Genomic DNA, 26,200 nt, shown 5'->3' on the forward strand with positions numbered 1-26,200 from the left:
TGTAAGACTACTTACATGAACCATTTTTAATAATAAAAATAGAATCTTATAGAAGTTGCGAATGATAGGAGGATTGAAATGGATATTCGTAAAATGAGATATTTCATAACAGTGGCAGAAGAATTAAACTTTAGTCGTGCAGCAGAGCGTCTTATGATGGCACAACCTCCTTTAAGTCAAGAAATTCGAAAATTGGAAGAAGAATTAGGAGTTCAACTTTTTCACCGGACAAAAAGAATGGTTGAACTTACCGAGGCGGGGAAAATCTTTTTAGAAGGTGCTAGGCAAACATTACTTCAAGTAGATAGAACTATTAAAGAAACACAGCTTGCAGATGAAGGGAAAATCGGGCATTTAATCATTGGTTTTGTCGATTCTACAGAAACAGTTATAGACATATTAAACATATTTCGAGAACGGTTTCCAAAAATTCAGCTCATATTACGTGAGATGACAACAGACCAGCAAATAAAAGCGCTTTACGAAAAACAAATTCATATTGGATTTATTCGTTCGGAGCAAAATAATGAAATATTATCTTCTGAAGTTTGTTCTGAAGAGTGTTTAAAGCTGGTTTTGTATGAAAATCACCCTTTCGTTTCGTTACCTAATATTTCAATCAAATCATTAGTGGATGAACCATTTATTTTATTTCCTCGTCATTTCGGTACAAATTTTTATGATTTAATTATTAGTTACTTTTGGGAACATAAAGTAAGTTTAAATATTGTTCAAGAGGCAGTTCAAATGCAAACAATTGTAAACTTAGTTGCAGCAGGAATAGGGATTTCAGTCGTTCCATCATCGGTGGAAAGCTATAAAAAATCAGGAGTCATGTATAAAGATATTCAAGAAAATACACCAAAAATAAATTTATATGCTGGATGGAGGAAGGATGAAAAGTCTGTCGTGTTAGAGAACTTTTTAACAGCTGTTAGAGAAGTTTATACGACTTCACAATGTGAACTTAACAGATAAAAGCCCATCTTGATAGGATGGGCTGTGGGAAGTTGGCAAGGGGTGTTTATTTATAGGTAAAACTCACTCATGGTTCAACCTGTTTTGCTAGAATCATACTCAGCGAAACCTTTTAATACACGATCAATCTGATCCATAATTTCAGGTTGCAATGTAATACTAGAAGCAATTACGTTTTCTCTTACTTGTTCCGGATTTGAAGCACCAATAATTGCAGAAGAAACAGCTGGATTTTGTAACACCCAAGCAATTGCGAGTTGAGATAGGGTAAGGTTAATTTCTTGTGCGATGGGGTTAAGTTTCTGGATAGAAGTAAGCACATCATCACTCATCCAACGTTGCACGAGTTTGTCAAAAAACGGTTTTCCAGCATCAGAGTTAGCACGCGATTGATTCGGTAATGGTTTACCAGGTTGATATTTTCCAGTGAGAATGCCTTGTGCGAGTGGGGACCATACGATTTGGCCAAGTCCCTCACGTTGACATGTTGGAATTACATCAGTTTCAATAACTCGCCATAACATTGAATATTGAGGTTGGCTAGCGATAAGTGGAATGTTTAATTCCTTAGCAAGTGCTGCACCACGGGTAATTTGTTCTGATGTCCACTCACTTACGCCTAAATAAAGGACTTTACCTTGTCTTACAAGATCTGAGAAAGCTAACATCGTTTCCTCAAGAGGAGTTGTTTTATCAAATCTATGTGCATAATAGACATCGATATAGTCTGTCTGTAATCTTTTTAACGATGCATTACAATTTTCTATAATATGTTTTCTTGATAATCCACGATCATTTTTTCCAGGGCCGGTCGGATGGCATACTTTTGTACATAGTTCTATACTTTCTCGGCGTATATCTTTCAAAGATTGGCCAAGTACTTCTTCGGCTATCGTATCTGAATAAACATCAGCAGTATCAAACGTTGTAATTCCGACATCTAGAGCGGTTTTCACACAATCATTTGCAGTAATCTCATCCACTTTTCCACCATGGTTTATCCAGTTCCCGTATGCAATCTTGCTTACTGTTAATCCACTGTTTCCTAGTTTACTAAATTCCATTGTAGAACCCCCCTTAAAAATGATACCTTTATTATAAGAACTGAAATTTAGTATGTATAATATATGATTTATGATGAATGTATATAAAAATTATATAAGAGGGGATGCTTACAATTTTATTGCTAGGGAAAGCTAAAGCAAATAGTACAACAAATGTGTTTGATGCTTGTTCGATATGAAGTGAAGAAATAATAAATAGACTTTAAAAGAAAGCAATCTTTTTAGCAGCACAAATAATTGCATTTACTCATACAGTACTATTATGGTACAATATGGTTACTAATGACGGAAAGGAATGATGGGTGGACGATGATTAACTAATCTTATTTTTAAATGTTGAAATGAAATAAATTTCAATTTATAAAAATTAGGATTAGTCTGCCCAATTCCAAACAACGGTATTGCTATTTGATTTGCGTAATAGCTTATTTGGGTATAAATAATGTAATGACTAATCCTGCCAAAATTACTTTGGGAGGATTTTTTTGTTCTCCTTTAATGAAAGGGATCGGTAATATGAAAGAAATTTTAAAATTAAATGATGTTTATGTTGAAATAAAGGAAAATACTTTGTTAGAAAAAATGAATGTAGCAGTGAAACAAGGGGATGTTATCGGATTAATTGGTAAAAATGGTGCTGGTAAATCAACGTTACTTCAATTAATAAATGGAAAGATTGAACCTTCAAAAGGGATTGTTGAATGGCAACAAATGAATATGACAACCGCATATGTTGAGCAAGAAATAGAATCTTTTATTAGTAATGATGTGATTTCGCAAGAAGCAGAACTTCTTGCGAAATGGGGCGTGCCAACGAACGATTTTCATACTTTAAGTGGTGGTGAAAAGCTGAAAATTCGATTAGCAAAAGGATTTGCCGAAAATCCTAATGTTTTAATATTAGACGAACCGACAAATCATTTAGATGAGATCAGTACGGGATTTCTCATTAAACAAATAAAAAAGATGAAAGGTACTGTTATCGTTGTATCGCATGACAGATATTTTTTAGATGTTGTCGCAACCAAAATATGGTCAATTGAGGACAAAAAAATAATTGAACATAGTGGTAATTATACGAGCTACATGAAAACACGTGAGCAAAGAAGGAAGTCGCAGCAGCGTGAATATGAAAAGCAGCAAAAAAAGATAGAACAAGTAGAAACACATATAAAAGAATTGAGTTCATGGTCACAAAAGGCACACGCGCAGTCTACAAAACAAGAAGGTGTGAAAGAATTCTATCGTGTAAAAGCGAAGCGAATGGATGCGCAAGTGAAGTCAAAACGAAAACGACTCGAAAAAGAGCTGGAGAAAACGAAAGTAGAACGTGTGAAAGAAGAGTATTCAGTTGAGTTTTCTATTCAAGCGAACAAAAAAGTAGGAAAACGCTTTTTAGAAGTAAAGCAATTAAAAAAAGACTTTTATGGGAAAGTATTATTTGAAAACGTTAATTTTACAATTCAGCACGGTGAGAAAGTTGCGATTGTTGGACCAAACGGTAGTGGGAAAACAACATTACTGAAGATGATTATGGGAACGGAAACTGCTGAAGGAGAAATATGGATTTCACCATCTGCAAACATCGGCTATTTAACACAAGAAGTTTTTGATTTACCGCTTGATAAAACACCAGAAAATTTATTTTTTAAAGAGACGTTTGAAGAAAGAGGAAAAGTCCAAAATTTAATGAAACATTTAGGGTTCCAAGATTTTCAATGGAAAGAGCCGATTGAGCATATGAGTATGGGAGAAAGAGTAAAATGTAAGCTAATGGCTTATATTTTAGATGAAAAAGATGTACTCATTTTAGACGAACCGACGAATCACCTAGATCTACCTTCACGTGAACAACTTGAAAATACATTAGCTGAGTATAACGGAACATTAGTAATTGTTTCTCACGATCGATATTTTCTAGAGAAAACTACTAACACAAAACTCGTGTTTTCAAACAATACGATACAAAAGCAGCTAGAAGAGCCTACTAAAACAAGAGATAATATTGAAGAGCTACGTTTAACGTTAGAAACAGAGAGACAAGAAGTATTAGGGAAATTAAGCTTTTTAACTTCTAACGACAAGGAATATAAAGAACTTGATGAACGATTTATAGAACTTACGAAGCAGATAAAGGCGCTATAGCGTACGTAAGGGGGATTAGCATGGGAGAAGAGAGTTTGACTAAGTTATTTAGAATAGATTGTGGAGAAATATACTTGCAAGAGTTTATGGTCAAAGATGCAGAGAGTATTTATAAAATAGCAAATCAACCGGAAATAGAAAAGTTTTTACCAGACTGGAAATCAACGAAAGAACAAAGGATGGATTGGATTGCAAATTATGAAATACCAGCAAACAAAGCATTTCTTGAGGCAGTGAAAACTACGAATAACATAGATAATCATATGTTAAAGCTAGGAATATTTAAGGAAGCTACAAATGAATGCATTGGATGGTGTTGCACAGGAATGAAAGAAGAACTCCCTTCACCAAACAGAGAGATAATGTATGCTATCTCAAATGAACATCAAAATCATGGCTATGCTACAAAAGCGACTAAAGGCTTAATTGACTATTTGTTTAAAGAAACAAATTTAAACGTCCTCAACGCAATTGCTTTAATTAACAATGTACCATCAAATAAAGTTATTAAAAAATGCAGGTTTACTTATTTGAGTGAACAGAAGATAGAAAATCAAATATATAATCATTATGTATTGAGTAAATCTGAATGGATAAAAAATATTTCTCTGTAAAAGGAATTAAAACGAAATCATAAAAAAGCTTAGAGCTAAAACTCTAAGCTTTTTTATATTCATTTTATCCCGCATTACCGGGCAGTAAAACCCCCACTGATTAAAGTTTCACTTTATACCTGCTAACATATGAAAGGTACAATTGTAATGACTTCTTGAAGGAATTGCTTTTCAACAAAATAGGGAAATCAAGCTGTACAGGGGATATCCAGTTGAAAATCATTTATGAAAAGGTAATTGGAAGATTTTGTCGAATTTATGTATCAATGATAATACAAATTTCTTACTCAAATCATTCTACAGATGAATTACTTGAAAAATGGAAGGGAAAAGAACAGAACAGTGGGCGGTATAAAGAAGCATTTAGTCTTAGTCAACAAAAATTGCTGGTAAGTCTATTAAAGAGTTACATATAAAACTTACGGTTGAGTGCTAGTAGATTAAATCTTTAAGCCAGGAATTAGTTTAAATGAGGGAGGGGAACACGTATTATAATTTGGTTTCGTCACTTGCCACAAATAAGTATGGATTTTTCAGAATGGACTCCTTTTATACAGAATAATTGGTACCGAAAACATTATATGAAGTTTGTATATTTACTTCAGATAATCATTTTTATAATACCTTATTTTTTTGAAACAGGTTTCACTCATATTAATATATTTTATCTTATCATAATAGGTACCTTAGTCTTCATCATTCACGAATGTCTACACATTTTAGTAATAAGTAAACAAGGGGATATTAGCTTAACATTTAGTAAAAGATTTTTTTGGTTAAATACAAATGCAGTCTTATCCAAAACGAGATTTTGGGTCTTTATGAGCTTGCCTATTATTGTATTATCAGTAGTTCTTGCCATGATGTCGTTCTTTGTATCAGGAAATATTAAATCAATTTTATTATTTATATGTTGGATAAACGCATTCATTTCCGCCTCAGATATTTACAATTCGTTTTTGATTGCAATGAAACCGAAGCACTCATTTTTTTGCAGAGGTTATTATAAAGTGAAATAGTATTTAATGGGTAACTCAAATATGCTTCAACTACATACAACAGTTAAAATATAATATTTGAAAGTAAAAAGACCGATAAAAAAATCGGTCTTTTCTTATTAATAAAATAAAGATTAGAAAATAGCATTGTAATTCAAACCAATATGCAAATATTATAAGATAGATATGCTTTGTTTATAGATTGAAAATAGGTTTGTTATCAGTTTTTTTAGAAATCTTACAAGCGTGTAAGATAAATGAAAGATGAATCAATATGAGCTATAAGACAATTCATTTACACTCTATAGTGAGCAGTGGAAATGAAGGGAGAATATAAATGGAAATTTTACAGGCAAAAAGTATTAGTAAAGTATATAAAGGGAAAGTACCTTATAAAGCATTAGTAGATATTGATTTATCAATTCAAGAAGGTGAATTTGTAGGAATTATGGGCCCGTCAGGTAGTGGGAAAACAACGTTATTAAATATGGTATCTACTATTGATTCTCCATCATCAGGAGAAATATTTATTAATGGCACAAATCCTTTTCAATTATCATCAGAAGAATTAGCATTATTCCGCAGAAAACAATTAGGATTTGTATTTCAATCATTTAATCTTCTTAGCACACTTACTGTAAAAGAAAACATTGTATTGCCGATGACTTTAGATGGTGTTTCCGTCCAAGAAATGAATAAACGAGTGGAAGAGATTGCAGAGAAGTTAAACATTACTGATATATTGAGTAAAAGAACGTTTGAAATATCAGGGGGGCAAGCTCAAAGAACAGCAATCGCTCGTGCGATCGTTCATAAGCCGCAATTATTACTTGCAGATGAACCAACAGGGAACTTGGACTCTAAATCTTCAAATGATGTAATGGAGATGCTTGATACTCTAAATAAAGAAGAAAAAGCAACGATGATGTTAGTTACACATGATCCGTATGCAGCGAGCTTTTGCAGCAGAGTAATTTTCATTAAAGATGGTCAACTATATAATGAAATTTATTGTGGTGAAAGCAGGCAAGCATTTTATCAAAAAATTATGGATGTCCTTTCTTTGTTAGGAGGGAAAAGGCATGACTTTTCGTCAGTTCGCATTTAATAATATCTTTCGTAATAAACGTACCTATGTAGCTCATTTTTTAAGTAGTGCATTTTCTATTATGATTTTCTTTACGTATGCTCTTTTATTATTTCATCCTGATTTACAAGGTGAGTTGAAATCGACAAGTGCAACAATAAGTGCATTTGGTACATTGGGATTTTCAGTTTCGCAAGGATTGATTTTTGTATTTTCATTTTTCTTCATTCTATATTCAGTTAGTTCGTTTTTAAAGACGCGTAAAAAAGAATTTGGTATTTTAATGATGCAAGGTATGTCAATGAGACAGCTTAAGAAATTATTATTAATTGAAAATATGTTGATTGGACTTGGTTCAATTTGTATAGGGATTTTCATTGGACTCATATTTTCTAAACTAGTCTTATTAATAAGTGCAAGTGTATTAATGATTAATAATGGTTTACCTTTTTATATACCAGTTCGGGCTGTATTATTAACAGTTATTACATTTCTTTTCTTGTTTTTAATTGTTTCATTATTTACATTTAAAATGATAAAAGTAACGGAACTTGTGGAACTTATTCGAGCAGAGGAAAAGCCAAAACCTGAACCGAAATCTTCAGTTTTATTATCGATACTTTCTTTAATTAGTATAGGGTATGGATATTTTTCAGTATTTCGCTTCATACCAAGTACCAATTTTATTACGCTTGGAATAGGTGTGCTTCTAGTAATTATAGGAACGTACTTTTTATATACTCAGTGTAGCGTTTATATATTGCACCTTGCTAAAAGGAGAGAATCTTTCTTTTTAAAGAGAACAAATATATTAACATTTTCTGAATTAATTTACCGTATGAAAGATAATGCAACGATGTTTTTTATAGTATCTATTGTTTCAGCAGTTGCATTTACAGCAATTGGTACAACAGCCGCAATTGGAAATAGGGATTTGGTAAGGATGACAAATCCGTATACATTTTTGTATGGAAGTTTTGAAAATGACAAAGTATTGAATAAAAATCTTTCTATTATAAAAAAACACCTTTCTGATGCTAATATTACGTATCGAATGGCTTCATCTTCATATATATACACAGAAAATGGCGTAAATGTAATGAAGTTAAGTGAATACAACGATCTTGCTAAAGCACTAGGCTATCAACAAGAAACAATTGAAAAAGAAGATGAAATTTTATTAATTCCTGGAGTCGTATCACAAAAACAAGAATTTAAAAATGGCGAGTATAAAAAGAATATAGAAGTCATTCAAGGTGACTGGACAAAGACATTTCATGTGAAAAAAGCTGTAGAAAATTTAGTTTTACCACATGATTCTAGAACTATTTATATCGCTGTTCAAGATCAGGTATATGATGGAATACCTCTTACTAGTGACCCAGTTAATAAAGAAATTCCATATCGTACTTACGGATTTGTTGTAGATGATTGGATAAAAACGAAAGAGATTTCAAATCAATTAAAGAGTATATTCGATAAAGATCTTAGGGACAGAGATTTCTACTTTGAAGCTTTAACATTAAACTTGTTGGAAGCAAAGCAAAAGAATGGTTTATTACTTATGGTAAGTATTTTAGTTGGAATCGTCTTCTTTACATTCGCCGCTAGTTTTATTTATTTTCGATTATATACAGATTTGGATCGCGACCAACAGCAATATAAAATGATTTCGAAAATGGGATTAAGTAAAGGTGAGTTGAAAAAAGTTGTAACGAGGCAGTTATTATTAATGTTCTTTTTACCAATTGTCGTTGCAGTGATTCATACTGTAGTTGCTTATATAGCATTACAGCAATTAGTCGATTTTTCTATCATAAATAGCTCTATCGTTATTTTAATTTCATTTATATGTATACAAGTTTTATATTTCTTTATAACCCGTTGGCGTTACCTACAAAAGCTTTATAAAACTATGGAACAGTAGAGAACATCAGCAAGTAACATTGCAGAAAAGCATGTAAAAAAACAATATGAGTTATGAAAGGAATTGTAATGAAAAAACCATTATCAATTTTCATATTATGTATATTAATTTTAATTAGTTTAAGTGCATGTGCTAAAAGTGAAGAATTATTTCCAGCTAACGGTGTATTAATCATTGGAGATGAGAATCATACTGGAGCAATTATGAATCGTTATAAGGAAAATACGAAAGAACATGAAATTTTTCCAGTGAAAACAGGGGAATTTGAAAAAGGAAAGGTACTAATATTAAATGAATCTACTGCACAAGCGATGATTAAAGCAAAGATTTTTCGTAAACGTGACCAAGTAGCCCTTTCCAAACTGGTAGATACGTTACCGAATTTTCCAAAAGAAAGCTCACTACTATTTATAAATGAAGAAGAAAAGAATATTAAAAGTATTAAAATAGAAGGAGAAGAGATACCAGTTGCATATGATAGCGATGCTTGGCTTGGCAATAAACGTGACTATGGAGCACTATGGTATATCATTGTGGCGAAAAATAGTGTGTATAAAGAAATAAAAGCGAATGAAACGAATATGCAACTTCTACATCTGAAAAAGTCGTTAGGTGATGAAAAACCTAAAATGTCGACAGATAATACATTGATTAATGAAAAAGTAAAAGTAAGAAAGTTAATTGAAGGTTTTAAAGAGAAAGTATCAGTTCAGTTTGTAACGATCGGAGAAAAATCTTAAAAAAGAGTTCGAGGTTGATAGAAAGTTTATCAATCTCGAACTCTTTTTAGTTTATAGACAAATCAATTATTATGCTTTACATTACTTCATTTAATCGAGTCTCATTTGTTTCCTCAATCGCATTTGAATTTTGAACTGAATTATTTTGGGCTTCTTTTTCTTTACGAGCCTTTTGTAGCATTTCAAGGATGATCCATAAAGGAACACCTTTATCCTTTAACATCTTCCATAAATCTAATTCATTAAATTTATGCTCAGGCTGTTTCATTTCTTTTTCAGATGAACGAATATCAAATTTGATAGGATCATTTACTTTCTTACTTTCAAGTTTAGTAGAAGAGATAGTATTATGCTCAAGAGTAGATGGAGTTATTTTAGTAGGTTGAGATAATGTATGAATATTTGATCCGATTTGCATGTTTTTTCCTCCTTTTCAAGCAATGAGATTAGTTTTCTTATGGTTTTTAAATCTTTTTAACATGAGGAAACTATATCTAATTATAAATTCAAATAAACAGATTTACAAGTTGTATTGTAAAAAGTAAATGTTTACTTGAATTAATATTTATCAACATTTGTATATGTTTTCTATATATACAACGTATATAAAATATTTTACATTATGTTTAAGTTATTAAAGTATTCTGTTGATTTTCAAAAAAGAAAAATGTAAACGTTTTAATAGGGGGAGAAAGTATGGGGAAGTTAGTTTTAAAAATATGTTTTTTCGCATTAGTGACCGTATGTTCATTCGAAGCGAAAATATCATACGCTGAAGAGAGGCCACAAAATAATTATCCTATCATATTGGTGAATGGATTTGCTGGATGGGGTAGAGAAGAAATGCTTGGCGTAAAATATTGGGGTGGTGTTCATGATATACAGGAAGATTTGAAACGAAATGGTTATACGGTACATACCGCAGCTGTTGGACCTGTTTCTAGTAACTGGGATCGTGCATGTGAATTGTATGCGCAAATTAGCGGTGGAACAGTAGACTATGGTGTCTCGCATGCTGAGAAACATGGACATAATCGTTTTGGCAGAACTTATAGTGGTTTTGCGCCGAATTGGAGTGAAACAAATAAAGTTCATTTAATTGGACATAGCATGGGTGGACAAACAATTAGAACATTAGTACAGCTATTAAAAGAAGGGAGTTTTGAAGAAAAGAATTATGTGAAAAATCACCCAGACACCAAAATATCACCACTATTTGAAGGCGGAAAATCATATGTTCATAGTGTTACAACATTAGCAACCCCTCACAACGGTACAACACTTGCGGATGGGAGTCTTCTGCTACCGTTCGTTAAAGATTTACTCATTACAGCTGCGAGCTTCGGAGGAAACAATAATTTATCGTTATATGATTTTAAATTGGATCAATGGGGTATAAAGAAGAATGCTGGAGAGTCCTTTTTCCAATATAGTAATCGTATTCTAAATAGTTCACTTTGGAAAAATACAAAAGATATAAGTCAATGGGATTTAAGTACAGATGGTGCAAAGGAGTTAAATAATTGGGTAAAGACGCAACCGGATGTGTATTACTTATCCTATAGTGGACATGCATCACAAGCAGCACCTATAACAGGTTTACATTTACCTCATATAACGATGAACAAAGTGTTGATGGGGAATGCATTTTTCTTAGGTTCTTATGCGAGATATGAAGAAAACCGTCCGTTAGTTGATACTTCTTGGTGGCAAAATGATGGTGTAGTAAATACAAATTCCATGATTGCACCATCTTCTAATGTTGCTGTAAATAATAATGAGTCATTACAGGTTGGAAAATGGAATCATATCGAAACGAAAGCGAATTGGGACCATCTCGACATGGTAGGATTAAGTGTTTCAGACTCTTTAGGTTTTTCTAGCATTCAAGAGTTTTATAGAACAATTGCTGAAAAGCTATCACGTTTACCGAAATAAGTAATAATAAAGCGCTCTCGATGGAATTCGAGAGCGCTTTATATTATATTGAAAGAGGGATTTGGTAGAAAAAATATGGGGGGGTATTATGAAAATTCAAGTTGTATTATCAGGATACGGAACAGTAGGCAGAGAGTTTATAAAATTATTAAATGAAAAATATTCATATATATATGAAACATATGGGATTCAATTAGTTGTAAGTGGCGTATTAGGGAGAAATATTGCAATACATAATGAAGACGGCCTATCTCTTCATCATTTATTAATGTATGGTGGCGGTACCGCTGCAATTGAAAAATATTTAGAGTATCATCCAAAGGAACGTGCGACAACTAGCATAAGTGGTACTGTATTGGTAGAATCAACAGTCACAAATCTTAAAGATGGAAATCCAGGGAAACAATATATGAAACAAGCGATTGAGAAACGGATGGATATAGTAGCAATTTCAAAAGGTGCGCTCGTTACAAACTGGAGAGAAATAAATGAAGCAGCAAGAGGTGCAAATGTACGAATTCGATATAGCGGTGCAACAGCCGCTGCACTACCGACACTAGATATCGGACAATTTAGTTTAGCCGGTTGCAGTATTGAAAAAATAGAAGGAATATTAAATGGAACAACTAATTATATTCTTACGAAAATGTATGAGGAAGATATGACATTTGAAGAAGCGCTGAAAGAAGCACAAAATAAAGGAATTGCTGAGACAAACCCTCTATTAGATATAAGTGGTTCAGATAGTGCGTGTAAATTGTTACTTTTGACAAACAGCTTAATGGAAACAGAGAAAACACTTGCTGATATACATATAAAAGGAATCGAGCACGTTACAAAACAGCAAATACAAAATGCTAAGGAACACCATAAAATTATTAAATTAATAGCATCAATATATAAGGATGCGGGTGGCAATGTGAATTTAAATGTTGAACCGTGTGAAATAGAAAAAGATCATCCGTTAGCAAAAGTAAATGGGAGCGAAAAAGGAATTACGTTCTTTACAGATACGATGGGGCAAGTTACTACAATTGGCGGGGCTTCTAATCCACGAGGCGCAGCAGCTGCAGCTTTAAAAGATGTAATTAACTTATATCGAAAAGATTTGTAAGACCGTACCGCCCTTTATAAAAAATACATATGTTGTGGACCTTTTGAGAATGAAATAAATATGCAAAAATGATTGCAGGGGGTAAGGAATTGTTTAAGGATTTTAAAGTTGTTAAAGATCGTCCCGTTTATATTCAATTGAAAGATTATTTGAAGAAGATGATTATGAAAGGGCATTTGCTCGGGGATCAAAAAATCCCATCAACAAGGGAACTAAGTGAATTACTAAGTGTGAGTAGAAACACTGTACTCGCTGCTTATGCAGATTTAGAGCAAGAAGGACTCATTTATGCAGTTAAAGGAAAAGGGAACTTTGTTGCGAAGGTGGATATATCTAACACTTCGTCAGTTGAAATAGATTGGAAAAATAAACTTAATACAGTGACCGCATTAGCGGATGAATTAGATTTAATGAAACATGGTGTTCGTTGGGAAAAGGGAATGATTGTTTTTAATAGTATAGCCCCGGATGAGAAGCTATTTGATGTTGAAAATTTCAAAAGAGCTTTTCTTACTCGTATGTCCATTGAAGGGGACATCGTATTGAACTACGGATATGCAAAAGGATATAGACCATTAATGAATTACTTACTTCATTATATGGAAATGAAAGGTGTAGACATTTCTAATAAAGATATTCTAATTACAAATGGATTTACAGAAGGATTGGATATTGTACTCTCTTCTTTATCAAAAAAATCCGGTCGTGTCATTTGTGAGAATCCAACTCATCACGCTGCACTAAAGCTGTTCCGCTTACATGGCCTTGAAGTTCATGGGATTGATATGAATGAGGATGGTATTGATACGAATGAAGTTGAAAAAAGCTTGCGTGAAAAAGATTTTGATTTTGCATATTTAATTCCTTCTTATCATAATCCAACTGGTATTGTTACGAGTTCAGAGAAAAGAACGGAATTGATGAGATTATTCTCAAAATACAAGGTTCCTATTATAGAGGACGGATTTAATGAAGAATTACGTTATTCAGGTTCACATTTAGCTCCATTATTAACGTTTGCTGGAGCTGGCAATAATGTGATTTATATTAGCAGCTTTTCAAAGGTACTTTTCCCTGGTTTACGTGTAGGCTGGATTATTGCAGATAAAGAGCTGATTCATTATTTAGAAAGCGTAAAAAGAGCAAGAACGATTCACACATCTACGTTAGATCAAGCTGTTCTGTTTCAATATTTACATGAGGGATATTTTGAAAAATATTTAAAAAAGGCAAGATCTGTTTATAAGAAAAAATATGATTTAGCTGTCGGGGCATGTAACCAGTACATTCCTTTCAAAAGAATGACTGGAGATGGTGGACTTCATTTATTTATAGAGCTAGAAGAGCATATGAATGCTCGCACACTTTTACAAAAGTGTTATGAGAAAGGCGTTACGTTTTCACCTGGAGATGTTTTTTACTCTGGTGAAGAAGGAGCGAATACTTTCCGATTAGGATTTTCACGCTTGAAAGAAGAAGAAATAGTTCGGGGAATCAAAATAATTGGTGATACAATAAAAAATGAAATTTGGAGTTGAGGAAATGAGAATTGGCGTTATTATGGGCGGGGTATCGTCTGAAAAGCAAGTATCAATTATGACTGGAAATGAAATGCTCGCACATTTAGATAAAAGTAAGTATGAAATAGTTCCAATTATATTAAACGAAAAAATGGATTTAATTGAAAAAGCGAAAGACATTGATTTTGCATTGCTCGCATTACATGGAAAATACGGAGAAGATGGGACAGTTCAAGGAACACTGGAGAGTTTAGGGATTCCTTATAGCGGAAGCAATATGTTATCTAGTAGTATATGTATGGATAAAAATATTTCGAAAAAGATTTTACGTTATGAAGGTGTAGAAACACCAGATTGGATTGAACTTACAAAAATGGAGGATCTAAAGCTTGATGAGTTAGATAAGTTAGGATTTCCATTAGTGGTAAAACCAAACTCTGGCGGATCGAGTGTCGGGGTAAAAATCGTTTACAATAAAAATGAATTGATCTCAATGCTAGAAACTGTATTCGAATGGGATTCTGAAGTAGTAATTGAGAAGTATATAAAAGGTGATGAAATTACATGTTCCATTCTGGATGGAAAACAGTTACCTATAGTCTCAATTCGACATGCAGCCGAGTTCTTTGATTACAATGCAAAATATGATGATACTAGTACAGTTGAGGAAGTTATCGAACTTCCAGCGGAAATTAATGAACGTGTAAATAAAGCGTCACTGGCTTGTTATAAAGCATTAAAATGTAGTGTTTATGCAAGAGTTGATATGATGGTGAAGGACGGAATTCCATATGTAATGGAAATTAATACATTACCAGGGATGACACAATCAAGTTTATTGCCAAAAAGTGCAGAAGCAGCGGGAATTAGTTATAGTAAACTATTAGATATGATTATTGAAACATCATTAAAAGTGAGAAAAGAAGAAGGTTTTTAAGATAGTTATATAACGAATTATTTTGACAGTTTCACGAAGTATGCTATGATGAATACATTATAAAAACAAAATATTTATCCACTAGGGGGGCCTTTTATAGGCTGAGATCAAATGTGATTTTGAGACTCTTAGTACCTGATCTGGTTAATGCCAGCGTAGGGAAGTGGGAAAGACGTTGCTATTTAATGAGTAAATAAATACTGTCAATTTCACTTTCTTTACGCCTGTAAAGAAAGTTTTTTTATTTTACAGCTTTAATAATTGTGGATAAATACTTATATTTTATACATTATTGGAGGGATTTAAATGACTTTTTCACAATCATTACGTAAAGAAGTAGATTCAATTTGGGAAGCGAGTTTTAACCATCCTTTTGTAAAAAAACTTGGTGAAGGAACGTTAGATTTAGCTAGTTTTCGCTATTATGTGCTTCAAGATTCATATTATTTGAGTCATTTTGCTAGAGTACAAACTTTAGGAGCTGCAAAAGCTCTTGAATTAGAGACGACAGCTCGTATGGCACATCATGCTCAAAATACATATGAGGCCGAGTTATCTTTACATGAGAATTTTGCTAAAAAGCTAGGGATAACAAAAGAAGAAAAAGATAATTTTATTCCTGCGCCAACTGCATATGCGTATACTTCACATATGTATCGTGCTGCGTATGAAGGACATTTAGGAGATATTATTGCAGCAATTTTACCTTGCTATTGGTTGTATTATGAAATTGGCGAACGCTTAAAAGAGTGTCAGCCGGAAGAGCCAATTTATAACGAATGGATTTCTGCTTATGGATCTGATTGGTTCCGTACGCTAGTTGAAGAACAAATTACACGTTTAGATACTATCGCTGAAAAAGTAACAGAGGCAGACCGCAAGCGTATGAAACAGCATTTTATTATTAGCAGTCAATATGAATATTCATTTTGGGAAATGGCTTATACATTAGAAAAGTGGCCAGTGGATACAGACGTAAAAGACGTAATTGGATAAAGAATAGAAGTAATGTTATAGATAGGTATGGATCATACCTGTCTATATATTTTTTCTTATCAAATTTGTGCAAAGTCGATAGTGCTGAGGAAATGGTGAAATGGCATATCGATAAGTTAACTAGTTTAATTGTCTACGCATTAAATGGATAAACTACTGTCACATATATTTTACAATAAAACGGATATGTTACTAAGCTAACTTCAGATGCACAACGTAATGAGATGAAATTTTACCTTGAACGTAAAGCTTGGAGGTATGAAGTTAAATAAGAAAAGAAACCCGCACTGTTAGCTGTAACGGAGTTGTTTTTTCTTTGCAGGAATTTCTAAATTACCATGAAGTGCTGTTAACACAATATGCAAATATGCATATTGTGTTTTTTTGAGTTCTTTTTGTGTTAAAATCAAATATAGAGATATGGAAATATAAAGAAGTAAAAGCAGGAATATCCAATGAATTTTGAGAGGTGTTATATGTTTACAAATAAGAAATTAATTCGATTTGGTTTATCGTTGTTTGTATTTTTAGGAATCATTAATTTTACAATCAGCTATTTCCAAACATATCTTGAAACAGCAGCAGATATTAAATGGGTAATTCCGGGAATTTGGCAAACTATTTTAATAGATGTTCCTCAAGGTATACTTGTTCTTTTAGGCGCAATTGCTTTATATGATTTCACAAAAGAGGCATCACAAAAAGACGCATCAATCTAAATGCGTCTTTTTTCAATTAGCAATTTCATAGAGAGTTTTGCTAAAGAAATAGAATGAAAAGCCCTAATTAGGGCTTTTTTCTTTGTAGGAATTTCTTATCCGTCATAGAAACCGGTCACTAGGAAATGTTATAGCGAAACGCATTTACAGTACAGAAAAATCTAAGTGACAGACGGAAATATATAGGATATGGCGCCATAATTATTGAGAAATTAATTGAATTTAGTAAGTATGAAGATATGACGCTAGAATTCATATTTTTTAATTTTTATTTATCCCGCATTAACGGGTAGTAAGCCCCCCGCCTCAAAATTCAGCAGAAGCAAAGAAGTTAGGTGGCGGTCGGACTGTCCGTAAAAGCCCGATTGGTGAGGGCTAATAATCAGTGGGGGATGAGCTAACCCCCCACTGATTAAAGTTTCACTTTATAAAAATGAGCCCATAGTAAAAATAGGTATATGAACAAGGTGCATCATTTAATGATAAGTCATACTTTGTTGGTGTACGTATTGAACTTAGTTTATAGTGCTATTCCTACTTAGATGTAACGAACAGAAACATAGGGAAGCATCGATGAGGTTGTATTTTATAAATGGAGGTTATGAAAATGAATCAGTTTCAACAAGAACTACAAGCGTTAAATCTTAATGATTACCGATCTGGAAATATTGTCTATTGGGACCAGCAAAATCAATATCCATATTACTATATTGAAGATGCTGCTCGTCGCTGTGGCGGTTGTGGTCGTTGTGGTGGTTGTGGTGGAGGTCGTTGTGGCGGATTCCGTTGTGGTGGATTCCGTTGTATTGGTTGCTTCGGTTGTTTTGGTTGCGGGGGTTGCGGAGGTTGTGGCGGCTGTGGTGGTTGCTCTAACTGTTTTGATGGTTTTAGTGGTACTACTGATACTACTGGTACTATTATAACGTATGAATATTGATTGCATTTATCCTGCTATTTGCAGGGCAGTAAGACCCTAAAAAAATTCAGCGGGAGCAAAGAGAAGTTAGGTGGCGGACTACCCATAAAAGCCCAATTGGTGAGGGCTAATTAAAGTTTCACCTTATCAATTAAAAAACATTAGTTTTATATATGTACGTGCCGACAAAGAATATAGCCATTATTAATGGATATATTCAATCATTCAAGTGAAAGAGTAACAATAAGATATATAGATGTAATCAAGAGGTGATAGATAAAGCAGTGACTAGATTTAAAATCTAATCATTGCTTTTTTCTTATGGTTTTATCATCAAATATCTGTCTAGTTTGGGCATTGCTTTCTTCCATCTAATGATTTTATTACAATCGTGTAAGGTTAATGTAATGTTAATCGATAGTAAATGAAGATGCTTAAGTGTAATTTAAATAAGATTAAAAAGTACTGTTTATCTATAAAATAATCGGGTAAATAATATGTAATTAGGAAGTGTATGAATATGATTGAACTAAAATCTATTATCCATTCGTATAAACGAAAGAGAAAAATAGCTAAAGATTTATACGGAAAAAGAGATGAATTGACACTGTTATTAAATGAATTTAATAAAATGAAATGTACAGTAACATCTGAAAAGAAGAAAAGCAATATATTATCTCGTTTGCAACTAATTTATCAAAATATGAAATTAGATAAGCAGTATCCTCTATCAGTTGCTTTTGATAGTAAATTATTGGAGCGATTAGAAAAAGAACCTCTACATACTATTGAGGATGGTGTAACATGTTTACATCTAATGTTAGATGTGAATTATGAGAAAATAAAACAATATGGTTCGAGTACAAGTAGGTCATTTGTTCCATTATCGCAGTCTTCTGTTTGTCTTGCTGATTGTATTTGTTTAACAGGAGTTGTAGTAGGCTTACTAGGAGCAATTTCATTTGGAGGATTACTGTTATCTATATGTTCAATTACATAACGGTTTATATTTGTAAAAAGGGCACCGAATTAAGGTGTTCTTTTTTGGTTTTTTTGTAAAGTTACTGTAAATGATAAGTACAATATATTATATACATTGTATAATTCAAATGTATTAAAATACAAATATAAAGAGGTGTTGTATATGATAATTACTTTTAATTTTTAAAAGAGTCGGTTTGATAATGATTTATGTAGATAAACAGTTTTTACGTTTCTTTTAAATAATTTGTTTAAATGGATTAGATTAAGTAACTATTTCTAGCTTTTTGATAATCAAGACAACTTAAGAAAGGAAGGAATCATTTTATGAAAAAATTAAGGCTGCTAACATTTGAAAATATAGTAGAACCTCTATTAAATGAAAAGGTATCATTTATATACTTTCCTATTGAATGGCTGGACATCGTAGAGATACATTATAAGACGTTTTTATTAACGAGTAAGTTGAAACGTTTGAATGAAAGATTGTATGATATGTTTTCGGATATATTGTTTATTCAGCATAATCCGTACGTATTAAATGAAAATACACCATGGATTGTATCGAAAGAACCTATTAGACAAGAACAGCTCGATTATATTTTTCAAAGTTGGTATGAGATTATTCATGATTGGAAACCAAATCAATTAGTTGAGCCACCAAAATATGAATGGCAATCCGATTTGATTTCTAATTTGCCAGTACTACATGATAATGAAACGTATTCTAAGTGGGGGCCCGCTTTAATCTCACATATTTTTTGCGAGCGTCCTATATATTTAGAAAATACAAATGAAGAAGAGATCTATTTTTCTCCTCTTAGATCACAAAATATTTGTGAGGCGATGTCAGGACCGATAAAAGATGAAAAAACACAAGATTTTTTCTCCTATGTATATCGATTCGAATGCATAAGCCGTGGTGGTGAGAACGCTCCATTATTAAATATTTCAATAGGAATTCGGAGATTCTATCAGGAATATAAGATGATAGGTTAAACAAACCTTGATATAACAACGTTTGTTTGACCTATTTTTATGAATTGCAAACATTTTGCAAACATACGTTATCCAAAGATACTTTTACCAAAGTTTTTAACGGCTTCTTCTTGCATATTTGGTAAAACATGAGAATAGATACTTAATGTCATTGAAATATCTGTATGACCTAATCGCTCACTGATGATTTTAGGGTTAACCCCTTGTTTCAATAGTAGAGTTGCGTGTGTATGTCTTAAATCATGGAATTTAATTTCTTTTATACCTACTTTGTGTGTCATCCTAATGAAGCTTTTTCTGAAATGTGCTCTTTTTATGATTCTTCCAAACTCATTACAATTTATTAAATCTTGATCTAGATACGCAGAACCAAACCTAAATTTCTCTTTATTGATTAAAATTTTATGTTTTTTTAAGGCTGCTATTGTTTCATTAGGTACAGGAATTGTGCGTTTTGATGAATTTGTTTTTGCAGTTGTTTTGATTTTATTGTCATGACCAGATGTTTGATTTATTGTAACAGTATGTTTTTCAAAATCAATGTCCTGCCATCGTAAACCTAGAACTTCTCCCAGACGCATACCTGTAGTTATTGCAAGTAGATACCCAATGTGATATCGTGATTCTTGTGAATGAGCTAAAAACTTTTTTACTTCTTCCTCTGTCCAAGTCTGGATAGGGGTTTTTTCTTTTTTAGGTATCTCAGCAAAATCTGCTGGATTTCGAGAGATAATATTTTGTTTTACGGCTAGGTTTAAAGCGCTCTTTAAAATTCTATGCATAAGCAGAATAGAATTGTTTGCAATCCCTTTATCTATCGCATTCTTATAGCATTTTTGAATGTGCATAACATTTAATTTATGGAGCGCGACCATTCCTATACTAGGTATAACATGTTGGTTGATAAATGCCCTATAGCCAGCAAATGTACTCTTTTCTATGCTCATACTTTTAATTTCTAGCCAATGATTTAGGTAATCTTTTAGCGTAACTTTAGATGGCTCTATAAAAGTTCCTTCATTCAACTCTGTAATTTTCTTTGCCACATCAGCCTGTGCTTCTTTTTTTGTCTTATACCCAGAAAACCACTTCTGTCTTCTTTTTCCTGTCTCTGGATCAGGCCCGATATCAATAACAATACAATACTTATTTCCTCTTTTTCGAATATGTCCTTTCACTTAAAACACTCCTTCATTTGTTTTGAATCATGTTGTATAAGTCTAGTTGTAATTTTGCTGCTATGAAAATTACATAGTTGGACATATCAGCGATGGATATATTTTACCATATTTAGATTGTTATTAAGGAATAAAAAAAGAGCCATAGGGCCTCTTTTTTTGCTGTATTCATGGAAATAAAATTAAAAGCGTTTGATAAATAGCTGCAATAGTACATGTGATTTGGTTGTTTAAATACAAACTAACCATTTTATATATATTATATTAAGTTTAATGAGTGGAAGAGATATTATTGTTATCCAATATAAAAGAATACTTTGCTATATTAATTATTAAACTTTCTCAATAATTTTCAGATTAGCAAATAAATAAAATTCTTAATTTTTGTGATATTATGAAAATAACTAAAAATGGACATAAAAAAGACCTATGACTGTGTAAGTGGTGCTGCAACACCCCTACACCGTCTCCCTAACCACAGTAGGGAAAACAACTGTCATAAGTCTTCGTACATTAGTATAACACACAACTTAGATATAATGACACGTTTCTCTGTAAATGTAAAAACTAGGGATGACGTGTCTTTTGTCCATAAGGAGGACAAAGATTGTGCAAGTTTTATTGGATTTTAACGATATGCAAGAAAGTCTAAAATCATCCGGTTATACAAATAGGAAGTTAGCGATGCGTTTTAAAGTAACACACACAACTGTAAATAGTTATTTTAATAAAAAGGATAAATTTGATTTTATGCACTTTGTGGATGCACTTAGGTTATATAAGCCTAAAGATATTAAGTTTAGAAGAAAATGCATCAAAGAGTGCATACCAACACTTTCACACAAAAATTTAAAATTGGCATTAGAAGTGTTAGATATGTTTGGAGAATATGAACTTCAAGATATGATTATGCAACAGATAAATAAATTTAAGAGCAACCAAACAGAAACCGAAAAAGAAATGAAAAAAGGTATTTCGAAAACAGTACGAATAAACTTAAACTTGGTTCCTTTATACCAAACATTGCGAGAAAGAAGTGAAAATACGATTACACCCAAGGTATTCTTTGAGAAAGTTGATAAAATGAGAAAAATTCAAAAATATACTGATAATGAACTTGTAATAATGTTGATTCTAAACACAATATATTCTTTTTTTGATTTAGGTAATTACAAGATGGTGAATGAATATATTCAACAATTATTACCTGATATTATAAAAATTAAATCTCGCTCTTTAAGAGATTCATTTTTGTTAAGAATAAAAGAAATGGAGATTTTTGTGAATCTTCATGAAAATAAGTTAAGAGAATCTCGTCAACAATGTTTTGATATAATAAACGATGAGACAAATTGTTATGTCAGTACTAAGGCGGTAGCGTATTGTAAAATTGGAGAAAGTTATATTTTCTCCGATTATCAGAAAGCTAAAGAGTACATGGAAAAGTCACTAAAAGTTATTGGTGATCCACCTAATAAGAAACTAGAATTAAGAAGAGAAAAAGTACTTAATACACTTTTGTTTTTAAGGATATACCATAAGAGAGATTTACATACTATTAACTTTGATGATTTAGATGAAGCCGAGAGAGCCTTTTTATATATAAGGTTAGGTGAGAATGAAAAAGCAATTAGAATTTTACAGACCTTAAAAAGTAACAACGGGTATCTTAGTAGTTTTCAATTGTATTATTTGGGGCTCGCGGTTGGAGGCAAAGAAGGGAAGAGGTACTTAGAACTATCCCTTGAAAGTTTTTCTAAATCAGGTGATTTCTTCTATATGTTTCTACCAAAAGAAGCATTGAAATGTTATAATTAAACTATACATAAAAGGTGGTGAAGCACTTGAAAAATAAGTTTGTAAAAGTAGTGTTATCTATTGTAGTTGTAGCTTGTCTTTCTATCACAACTTTTCAAGTGACAGAAAAAGATAAAGTACAAAGTGCTAAAGAACAAAAAACAATTCTATACATGATTGATCCAGGTCCCGGAGGCGGATAATTATATAAATACAAGAAATGACACTATCTAATAGATAGTGTCATTTCTGCTTTAAAGGGAATGGAAACATTTTGACTGAAACGACAAAAACTTTCCACTTTTAGAAAGTTTACGTATAAATAACAGGATGCAAGGGGGAACTAGTAGTGACAAAAGAAGAAATTGTAATGCTATTCTTAGATACAGTAAAGGAATTCGCTCCTGAAAAATTAGAGGAATATATTGCAGAGATTAAAAAAAATAGCCTATCCTAATTCGAGAGGCTATTTTTCCATTTTCTTATGATGTTTATTCAGGGCTTGAGCGATAGCTAACATCTGGTCTAATGCCATATCTTCTTTATCTTTTGGAAGAGGTTCTAGCCACGCCATAATTTCTTTAAATTTCTCGTATTTATTATCATCCTGGTTTGCTTCGTTATTTTCTCCATATAAGTAGTTCACAGGAACGGCAAATCTTTTCGCTATTTTTTCTATTGTCTCACGACTCGGGAAGGCTTTTCCATTTTCGAATTTTGAAACGGTACCCTTAGTAAGATCTACTTCTTTACCAAATTGTTCTTGGTTCATTTTATGTTCTAAACGAATTTGTTTTATTCTATCTTTCATATCCATAAAAAAACTCCCCTTATTAAGACTTTTCGATAATCCTAAATCCTATTAAGTTTATTATAAAGTTTCCTGACAAGAAACGTAAAGAATAAAAAAGTTTCCTATTCTGAAATTTTTTATAAAAAACACTTGAAGTTTCATACAATGAAACATATAATGGACTTGTAAGCATCAGAAGGGAGTGATCAGATGCAAACCGATACACCTAAAACAGAACTTCAAAAAGCCTTTGAAGAATCAGGACTTAAATATCATGAACTCGCTAAAAGGGTAGGGATATCGAAGTCATACTGCTATAAAATAATCAATTGGAATTTAAGGGTTTACTATGATGTAGCAGTTAATATATCTAAAGTATTGGGAAAGGAAACAACTATATTATTTAAGGAACAAGAAAAAAATTTTAAACAATAGGTTTCATTGTATGAAACTAAATTAAAAGGAGTGAAAGAAAATGGGTTTAGAACAATTTATTAAAGAATCTATTCGTGAAATTGTAAGAGAGGAAATCAGATCAGCAATAGCTGACTTACAACAACAATCACAACCAAATAAGGTTATGCGAGTGAAAGAAGCAGCAGCTTATCTCAACATTGCGGTTTACAGAATGTATGAATTAGCAAATAACCCTAGGTTTCCAGTAATAAGGGAAGGGCGTAAACTACTTTTTCTGCAAAAGGATTTAGAAGCTTGGCTTGAGGCACAAAAGGAGGTGATTTAGTGGAAGATACAACATCATTAGTTATATTCGCAATGTTTATCGCATGTAGTCCATGGTTGCTTTACATTACTTACGAACCAATAAAGCAATGGGCTTGGAGTGACGTAGAACAAAATAAAAAGACCCACGGCAATGGGTCCTTTTCTAAAAAATAAGTTGTTCTAAGTATACCATGGAAAGTAGGGAAATAGTCCATGGATTTAATCGAATATCAAGTGCTATTACCTAATAAGTTTTGGGACTTAGCAAAAAGCAAAGATGAATTAAAACAGATGATACAGCAATATTTCAGTGTTTGTTATCCGTATTATAGAATTCAACGAATTATCAAAAGTGGACAAGTATATATTGCAATTTGTACTAGGAGGTAAAAAGATGGCGATATTTAGACAAGTACACACTTCATTTTGGAATGATGTGAAAGTGCAAGAAGATTTCACACCAGAAGATAAGTACTTTTTCTTATATTTATTAACTAATCCACAAACTAAACAAATTGGTGTGTATCAAATAACAAAAAAACAAATGGCTTTTGAAACAGGTTATTCACATGAAACTATAAAGGCTTTGATGCAACGCTTCGAAGACTATCACAAGATAATAAAATACGATAATGAAACCAGAGAATTAGTCATTTTTAATTGGGGGAAATACAACCTAAAAAAAGCTGGAAAACCAGTTGAAGATTTAATTAAGAAAGAATTAAAAGAAGTGAAAAATATATCTTTGTTGATTCCAATTTGCAAACATATAGAGCAAAAGTCCATAAAAAAGCTAATTGAGGCGTTTATTCACGACTCGTATACCGATTCGTTAACGAACCGTGGCACGATTGGGGGACAAGAAGAAGAACAAGAAGAAGAACAAGAAAAAGAAGAAAAAGAAGAAAAAGAAAAAGAAGAACAAGAAAAAGAAGAAAAAAAAGGACCTTTAGTAGTAGAAAATCTCGCAATCGATTTTTATATGAACAATTTCGGACATATCTCTCCATTCATGGGAGAAGAAATTAATCAATGGATAGATGAACTTAATCAATCGTTAGTAGTTGAAGCAATGAAAATTACTTTAGAAAATAATAAGCGTAATTGGTCTTATACAAAAGGAATTTTAAAAGATTGGCATCAACAAGGCTTTAAAACAATTCAAGATGTAGAAGTAGCACAAGCATCATTCCGAAGACAACAACAAAGCAAAAAACGTACTGGTAAAGGTTATGCTAATCGAACTGAAGTTGTACCAGATTGGTTACATCAACAGAAAGAAATTAAACCAGTGCAACAACAACCATACCAAGCTTCAAATGAGGATTTTGAAGATAATAAGAAACGTTTGGATGAGATTTTAAATAAATATAAAAATACTAAAGGGGAGTAAGATATGAAAAACACAGGTGTTGCAAGAAAAGTGGATGAGCTAGGTCGTGTAGTAATTCCAGTAGAGTTACGCAGAACTTTAGGTATTACCGAAGGAACGGCACTAGATTTTCATTTCGATGGTGAAAACATCGTTTTAAGAAGACATGAAAAGTCATGCTTTGTAACAGGTGAAGTTTCTGAAAACAATATAGAGTTGCTAGGTGGCCGAATGTTTTTAAGCAAGGAAGGGGTAATTGAATTACTGGATCTTATTCAGAAGAGTGGGATGGCACATGCCTAAGCAACTAAACATTTTTGATGTAGAGCCAGCAATTTGTGAATTCGATGTAATGAAGGCAAATGTGAAAAGAGGAATGGGGCGCGTTACATACGCTGACGTACGCGTCCAAGTTCCAACGAATGCAAAGTGTACGGATGAATTACCACGCACAACTAAACAAGATGATCGCTATGATATTTTTGAACAGTATGTAATGGCAATATGGAGATTTCAAAGAGCTGTAGATAAGTTTTTTAATTGGGATACAGCTGAAGAATTGTGTAAGGCAGCAAGGGATAAAAAAGAAATAATTCCGGTACGGGTTTATTTAGGAAGTGGTTTTAAACCTGATGTTGTCGAGTACATGCGGTAGTAAAAAGGA

General features: G+C 32.5%; 28 protein-coding genes and 1 riboswitch. Of the genes, 24 read left to right on the forward strand and 4 right to left on the reverse strand.

The genetic code is table 11. The features are described 5' to 3' along the window. The first annotated feature begins 78 nt into the window (after window positions 1–78). Window positions 79–978: a LysR substrate-binding domain-containing protein gene (locus tag RT27_RS20135; protein ID WP_029442386.1), complete on the forward strand. Its 900-nt coding sequence runs from the start codon at window positions 79–81 to the stop codon at window positions 976–978. A 74-nt stretch (window positions 979–1,052) separates the two neighbouring features. Here the strand turns inward: RT27_RS20135 and RT27_RS20140 are convergent, their stop codons facing one another. Continuing rightward, complete coding sequence (locus RT27_RS20140; RefSeq protein WP_029442387.1) at window positions 1,053–2,042, reverse strand: aldo/keto reductase family protein; 990 nt, start codon at window positions 2,040–2,042, stop codon at window positions 1,053–1,055. 516 nt (window positions 2,043–2,558) lie between these two features. Here RT27_RS20140 and abc-f point away from each other — a divergent pair. The 6 genes from abc-f to RT27_RS20175 all read left to right on the forward strand — a co-directional run bounded on the left by abc-f (window position 2,559) and on the right by RT27_RS20175 (window position 9,553). Next, a complete protein-coding gene (gene abc-f, locus RT27_RS20145; RefSeq protein ID WP_043937246.1) occupies window positions 2,559–4,187 on the forward strand; it encodes a ribosomal protection-like ABC-F family protein in 1,629 nt (542 codons plus the stop codon). A 20-nt stretch (window positions 4,188–4,207) separates the two neighbouring features. Then, window positions 4,208–4,801 (forward strand): GNAT family N-acetyltransferase, encoded by a 594-nt coding sequence (locus RT27_RS20150; protein WP_016081511.1) that lies wholly within the window; start codon window positions 4,208–4,210, stop codon window positions 4,799–4,801. 524 nt (window positions 4,802–5,325) lie between these two features. Next, window positions 5,326–5,820 (forward strand): DUF3267 domain-containing protein, encoded by a 495-nt coding sequence (locus RT27_RS33775; RefSeq protein ID WP_043939966.1) that lies wholly within the window; start codon window positions 5,326–5,328, stop codon window positions 5,818–5,820. 316 nt (window positions 5,821–6,136) lie between these two features. Next, window positions 6,137–6,907 (forward strand): ABC transporter ATP-binding protein, encoded by a 771-nt coding sequence (locus RT27_RS20165; protein ID WP_016081509.1) that lies wholly within the window; start codon window positions 6,137–6,139, stop codon window positions 6,905–6,907. Then, complete coding sequence (locus RT27_RS20170; protein ID WP_043937203.1) at window positions 6,882–8,813, forward strand: ABC transporter permease; 1,932 nt, start codon at window positions 6,882–6,884, stop codon at window positions 8,811–8,813. Before RT27_RS20165 ends, RT27_RS20170 begins: the two co-directional genes overlap by 26 nt. Window positions 8,814–8,881: 68 nt before the next feature. Further along, the gene (locus tag RT27_RS20175; protein ID WP_029442392.1) at window positions 8,882–9,553 is read left to right on the forward strand and encodes a lipoprotein BA_5634 family protein; all 672 of its coding nucleotides are present in this window, start codon (window positions 8,882–8,884) and stop codon (window positions 9,551–9,553) included. 76 nt (window positions 9,554–9,629) lie between these two features. Here the strand turns inward: RT27_RS20175 and RT27_RS20180 are convergent, their stop codons facing one another. Then, on the reverse strand, window positions 9,630–9,971 hold the full coding sequence (locus RT27_RS20180; protein ID WP_001165517.1) for a DUF3914 domain-containing protein: 342 nt from the start codon (window positions 9,969–9,971) through the stop codon (window positions 9,630–9,632). 278 nt (window positions 9,972–10,249) lie between these two features. On the opposite strand from RT27_RS20180, the gene RT27_RS20185 reads away from it, so the two are divergent. The 9 genes from RT27_RS20185 to RT27_RS20225 all read left to right on the forward strand — a co-directional run bounded on the left by RT27_RS20185 (window position 10,250) and on the right by RT27_RS20225 (window position 19,673). Beyond that, window positions 10,250–11,491 (forward strand): lipase, encoded by a 1,242-nt coding sequence (locus RT27_RS20185; protein ID WP_043937204.1) that lies wholly within the window; start codon window positions 10,250–10,252, stop codon window positions 11,489–11,491. 88 nt (window positions 11,492–11,579) lie between these two features. Then, complete coding sequence (locus RT27_RS20190; protein WP_029442394.1) at window positions 11,580–12,605, forward strand: homoserine dehydrogenase; 1,026 nt, start codon at window positions 11,580–11,582, stop codon at window positions 12,603–12,605. Window positions 12,606–12,694: 89 nt separating this feature from the next. Beyond that, window positions 12,695–14,143 (forward strand): PLP-dependent aminotransferase family protein, encoded by a 1,449-nt coding sequence (locus tag RT27_RS20195; RefSeq protein WP_043937205.1) that lies wholly within the window; start codon window positions 12,695–12,697, stop codon window positions 14,141–14,143. Between the two features lie 4 nt (window positions 14,144–14,147). After that, window positions 14,148–15,062, forward strand: coding sequence for a D-alanine--D-alanine ligase (locus RT27_RS20200; RefSeq protein ID WP_043937248.1), 915 nt, complete (start codon window positions 14,148–14,150; stop codon window positions 15,060–15,062). A 73-nt stretch (window positions 15,063–15,135) separates the two neighbouring features. Further along, a riboswitch (TPP riboswitch) is annotated at window positions 15,136–15,241 on the forward strand. A gap of 127 nt (window positions 15,242–15,368) precedes the next feature. Further along, window positions 15,369–16,058: a thiaminase II gene (gene tenA, locus RT27_RS20205; protein WP_000144509.1), complete on the forward strand. Its 690-nt coding sequence runs from the start codon at window positions 15,369–15,371 to the stop codon at window positions 16,056–16,058. A 455-nt stretch (window positions 16,059–16,513) separates the two neighbouring features. Beyond that, window positions 16,514–16,777 (forward strand): DUF3937 family protein, encoded by a 264-nt coding sequence (locus tag RT27_RS20210; RefSeq protein WP_029442397.1) that lies wholly within the window; start codon window positions 16,514–16,516, stop codon window positions 16,775–16,777. Between the two features lie 607 nt (window positions 16,778–17,384). Then, the gene (locus RT27_RS20215; protein ID WP_029442398.1) at window positions 17,385–17,714 is read left to right on the forward strand and encodes a heterocycloanthracin/sonorensin family bacteriocin; all 330 of its coding nucleotides are present in this window, start codon (window positions 17,385–17,387) and stop codon (window positions 17,712–17,714) included. Between the two features lie 493 nt (window positions 17,715–18,207). Beyond that, on the forward strand, window positions 18,208–18,693 hold the full coding sequence (locus RT27_RS20220) for a hypothetical protein (RefSeq protein WP_016081499.1): 486 nt from the start codon (window positions 18,208–18,210) through the stop codon (window positions 18,691–18,693). A 308-nt stretch (window positions 18,694–19,001) separates the two neighbouring features. Next, window positions 19,002–19,673 carry a DUF3962 domain-containing protein gene (locus RT27_RS20225; RefSeq protein ID WP_016081498.1) on the forward strand — a complete coding sequence of 224 codons (672 nt, stop codon included), beginning with the start codon at window positions 19,002–19,004 and terminating at the stop codon, window positions 19,671–19,673. A 68-nt stretch (window positions 19,674–19,741) separates the two neighbouring features. Here RT27_RS20225 and RT27_RS20230 read toward each other — a convergent pair whose 3' ends face one another. Then, entirely contained in the window at window positions 19,742–20,851 is a 1,110-nt protein-coding gene (locus RT27_RS20230) for a tyrosine-type recombinase/integrase (protein WP_043937207.1), read from the reverse strand. A gap of 609 nt (window positions 20,852–21,460) precedes the next feature. Between RT27_RS20230 and RT27_RS20235 the strand changes: the two genes are divergently transcribed. Then, window positions 21,461–22,669, forward strand: a complete 1,209-nt coding sequence (locus tag RT27_RS20235) for an AimR family lysis-lysogeny pheromone receptor (protein ID WP_043937209.1) — start codon at window positions 21,461–21,463, stop codon at window positions 22,667–22,669. 26 nt (window positions 22,670–22,695) lie between these two features. Beyond that, window positions 22,696–22,851: a hypothetical protein gene (locus tag RT27_RS35295; RefSeq protein WP_000790841.1), complete on the forward strand. Its 156-nt coding sequence runs from the start codon at window positions 22,696–22,698 to the stop codon at window positions 22,849–22,851. Window positions 22,852–23,114: 263 nt separating this feature from the next. Here RT27_RS35295 and RT27_RS20245 read toward each other — a convergent pair whose 3' ends face one another. Further along, window positions 23,115–23,465, reverse strand: a complete 351-nt coding sequence (locus tag RT27_RS20245; RefSeq protein WP_000367269.1) for a helix-turn-helix transcriptional regulator — start codon at window positions 23,463–23,465, stop codon at window positions 23,115–23,117. A gap of 186 nt (window positions 23,466–23,651) precedes the next feature. On the opposite strand from RT27_RS20245, the gene RT27_RS20250 reads away from it, so the two are divergent. The 6 genes from RT27_RS20250 to RT27_RS20280 all read left to right on the forward strand — a co-directional run bounded on the left by RT27_RS20250 (window position 23,652) and on the right by RT27_RS20280 (window position 26,191). Continuing rightward, window positions 23,652–23,876: a helix-turn-helix transcriptional regulator gene (locus RT27_RS20250; RefSeq protein WP_001192731.1), complete on the forward strand. Its 225-nt coding sequence runs from the start codon at window positions 23,652–23,654 to the stop codon at window positions 23,874–23,876. Between the two features lie 40 nt (window positions 23,877–23,916). Continuing rightward, a complete protein-coding gene (locus RT27_RS20255) occupies window positions 23,917–24,183 on the forward strand; it encodes a helix-turn-helix domain-containing protein (RefSeq protein WP_043937211.1) in 267 nt (88 codons plus the stop codon). Next, window positions 24,183–24,338 carry a hypothetical protein gene (locus tag RT27_RS35300; protein WP_043937213.1) on the forward strand — a complete coding sequence of 52 codons (156 nt, stop codon included), beginning with the start codon at window positions 24,183–24,185 and terminating at the stop codon, window positions 24,336–24,338. Before RT27_RS20255 ends, RT27_RS35300 begins: the two co-directional genes overlap by 1 nt. A gap of 220 nt (window positions 24,339–24,558) precedes the next feature. Then, window positions 24,559–25,557: a DnaD domain protein gene (locus RT27_RS20270; protein ID WP_043937217.1), complete on the forward strand. Its 999-nt coding sequence runs from the start codon at window positions 24,559–24,561 to the stop codon at window positions 25,555–25,557. 3 nt (window positions 25,558–25,560) lie between these two features. Continuing rightward, the gene (locus RT27_RS20275) at window positions 25,561–25,839 is read left to right on the forward strand and encodes an AbrB/MazE/SpoVT family DNA-binding domain-containing protein (RefSeq protein WP_043937218.1); all 279 of its coding nucleotides are present in this window, start codon (window positions 25,561–25,563) and stop codon (window positions 25,837–25,839) included. Beyond that, window positions 25,832–26,191 (forward strand): hypothetical protein, encoded by a 360-nt coding sequence (locus RT27_RS20280; RefSeq protein ID WP_043937219.1) that lies wholly within the window; start codon window positions 25,832–25,834, stop codon window positions 26,189–26,191. Before RT27_RS20275 ends, RT27_RS20280 begins: the two co-directional genes overlap by 8 nt. The last annotated feature ends 9 nt before the right edge of the window (window positions 26,192–26,200 follow it).

The sequence above is a fragment of the Bacillus sp. L_1B0_5 genome (assembly GCF_000836715.1).
Taxonomy (GTDB): Bacteria; Bacillota; Bacilli; order Bacillales; family Bacillaceae_G; genus Bacillus_A; species Bacillus_A thuringiensis_S.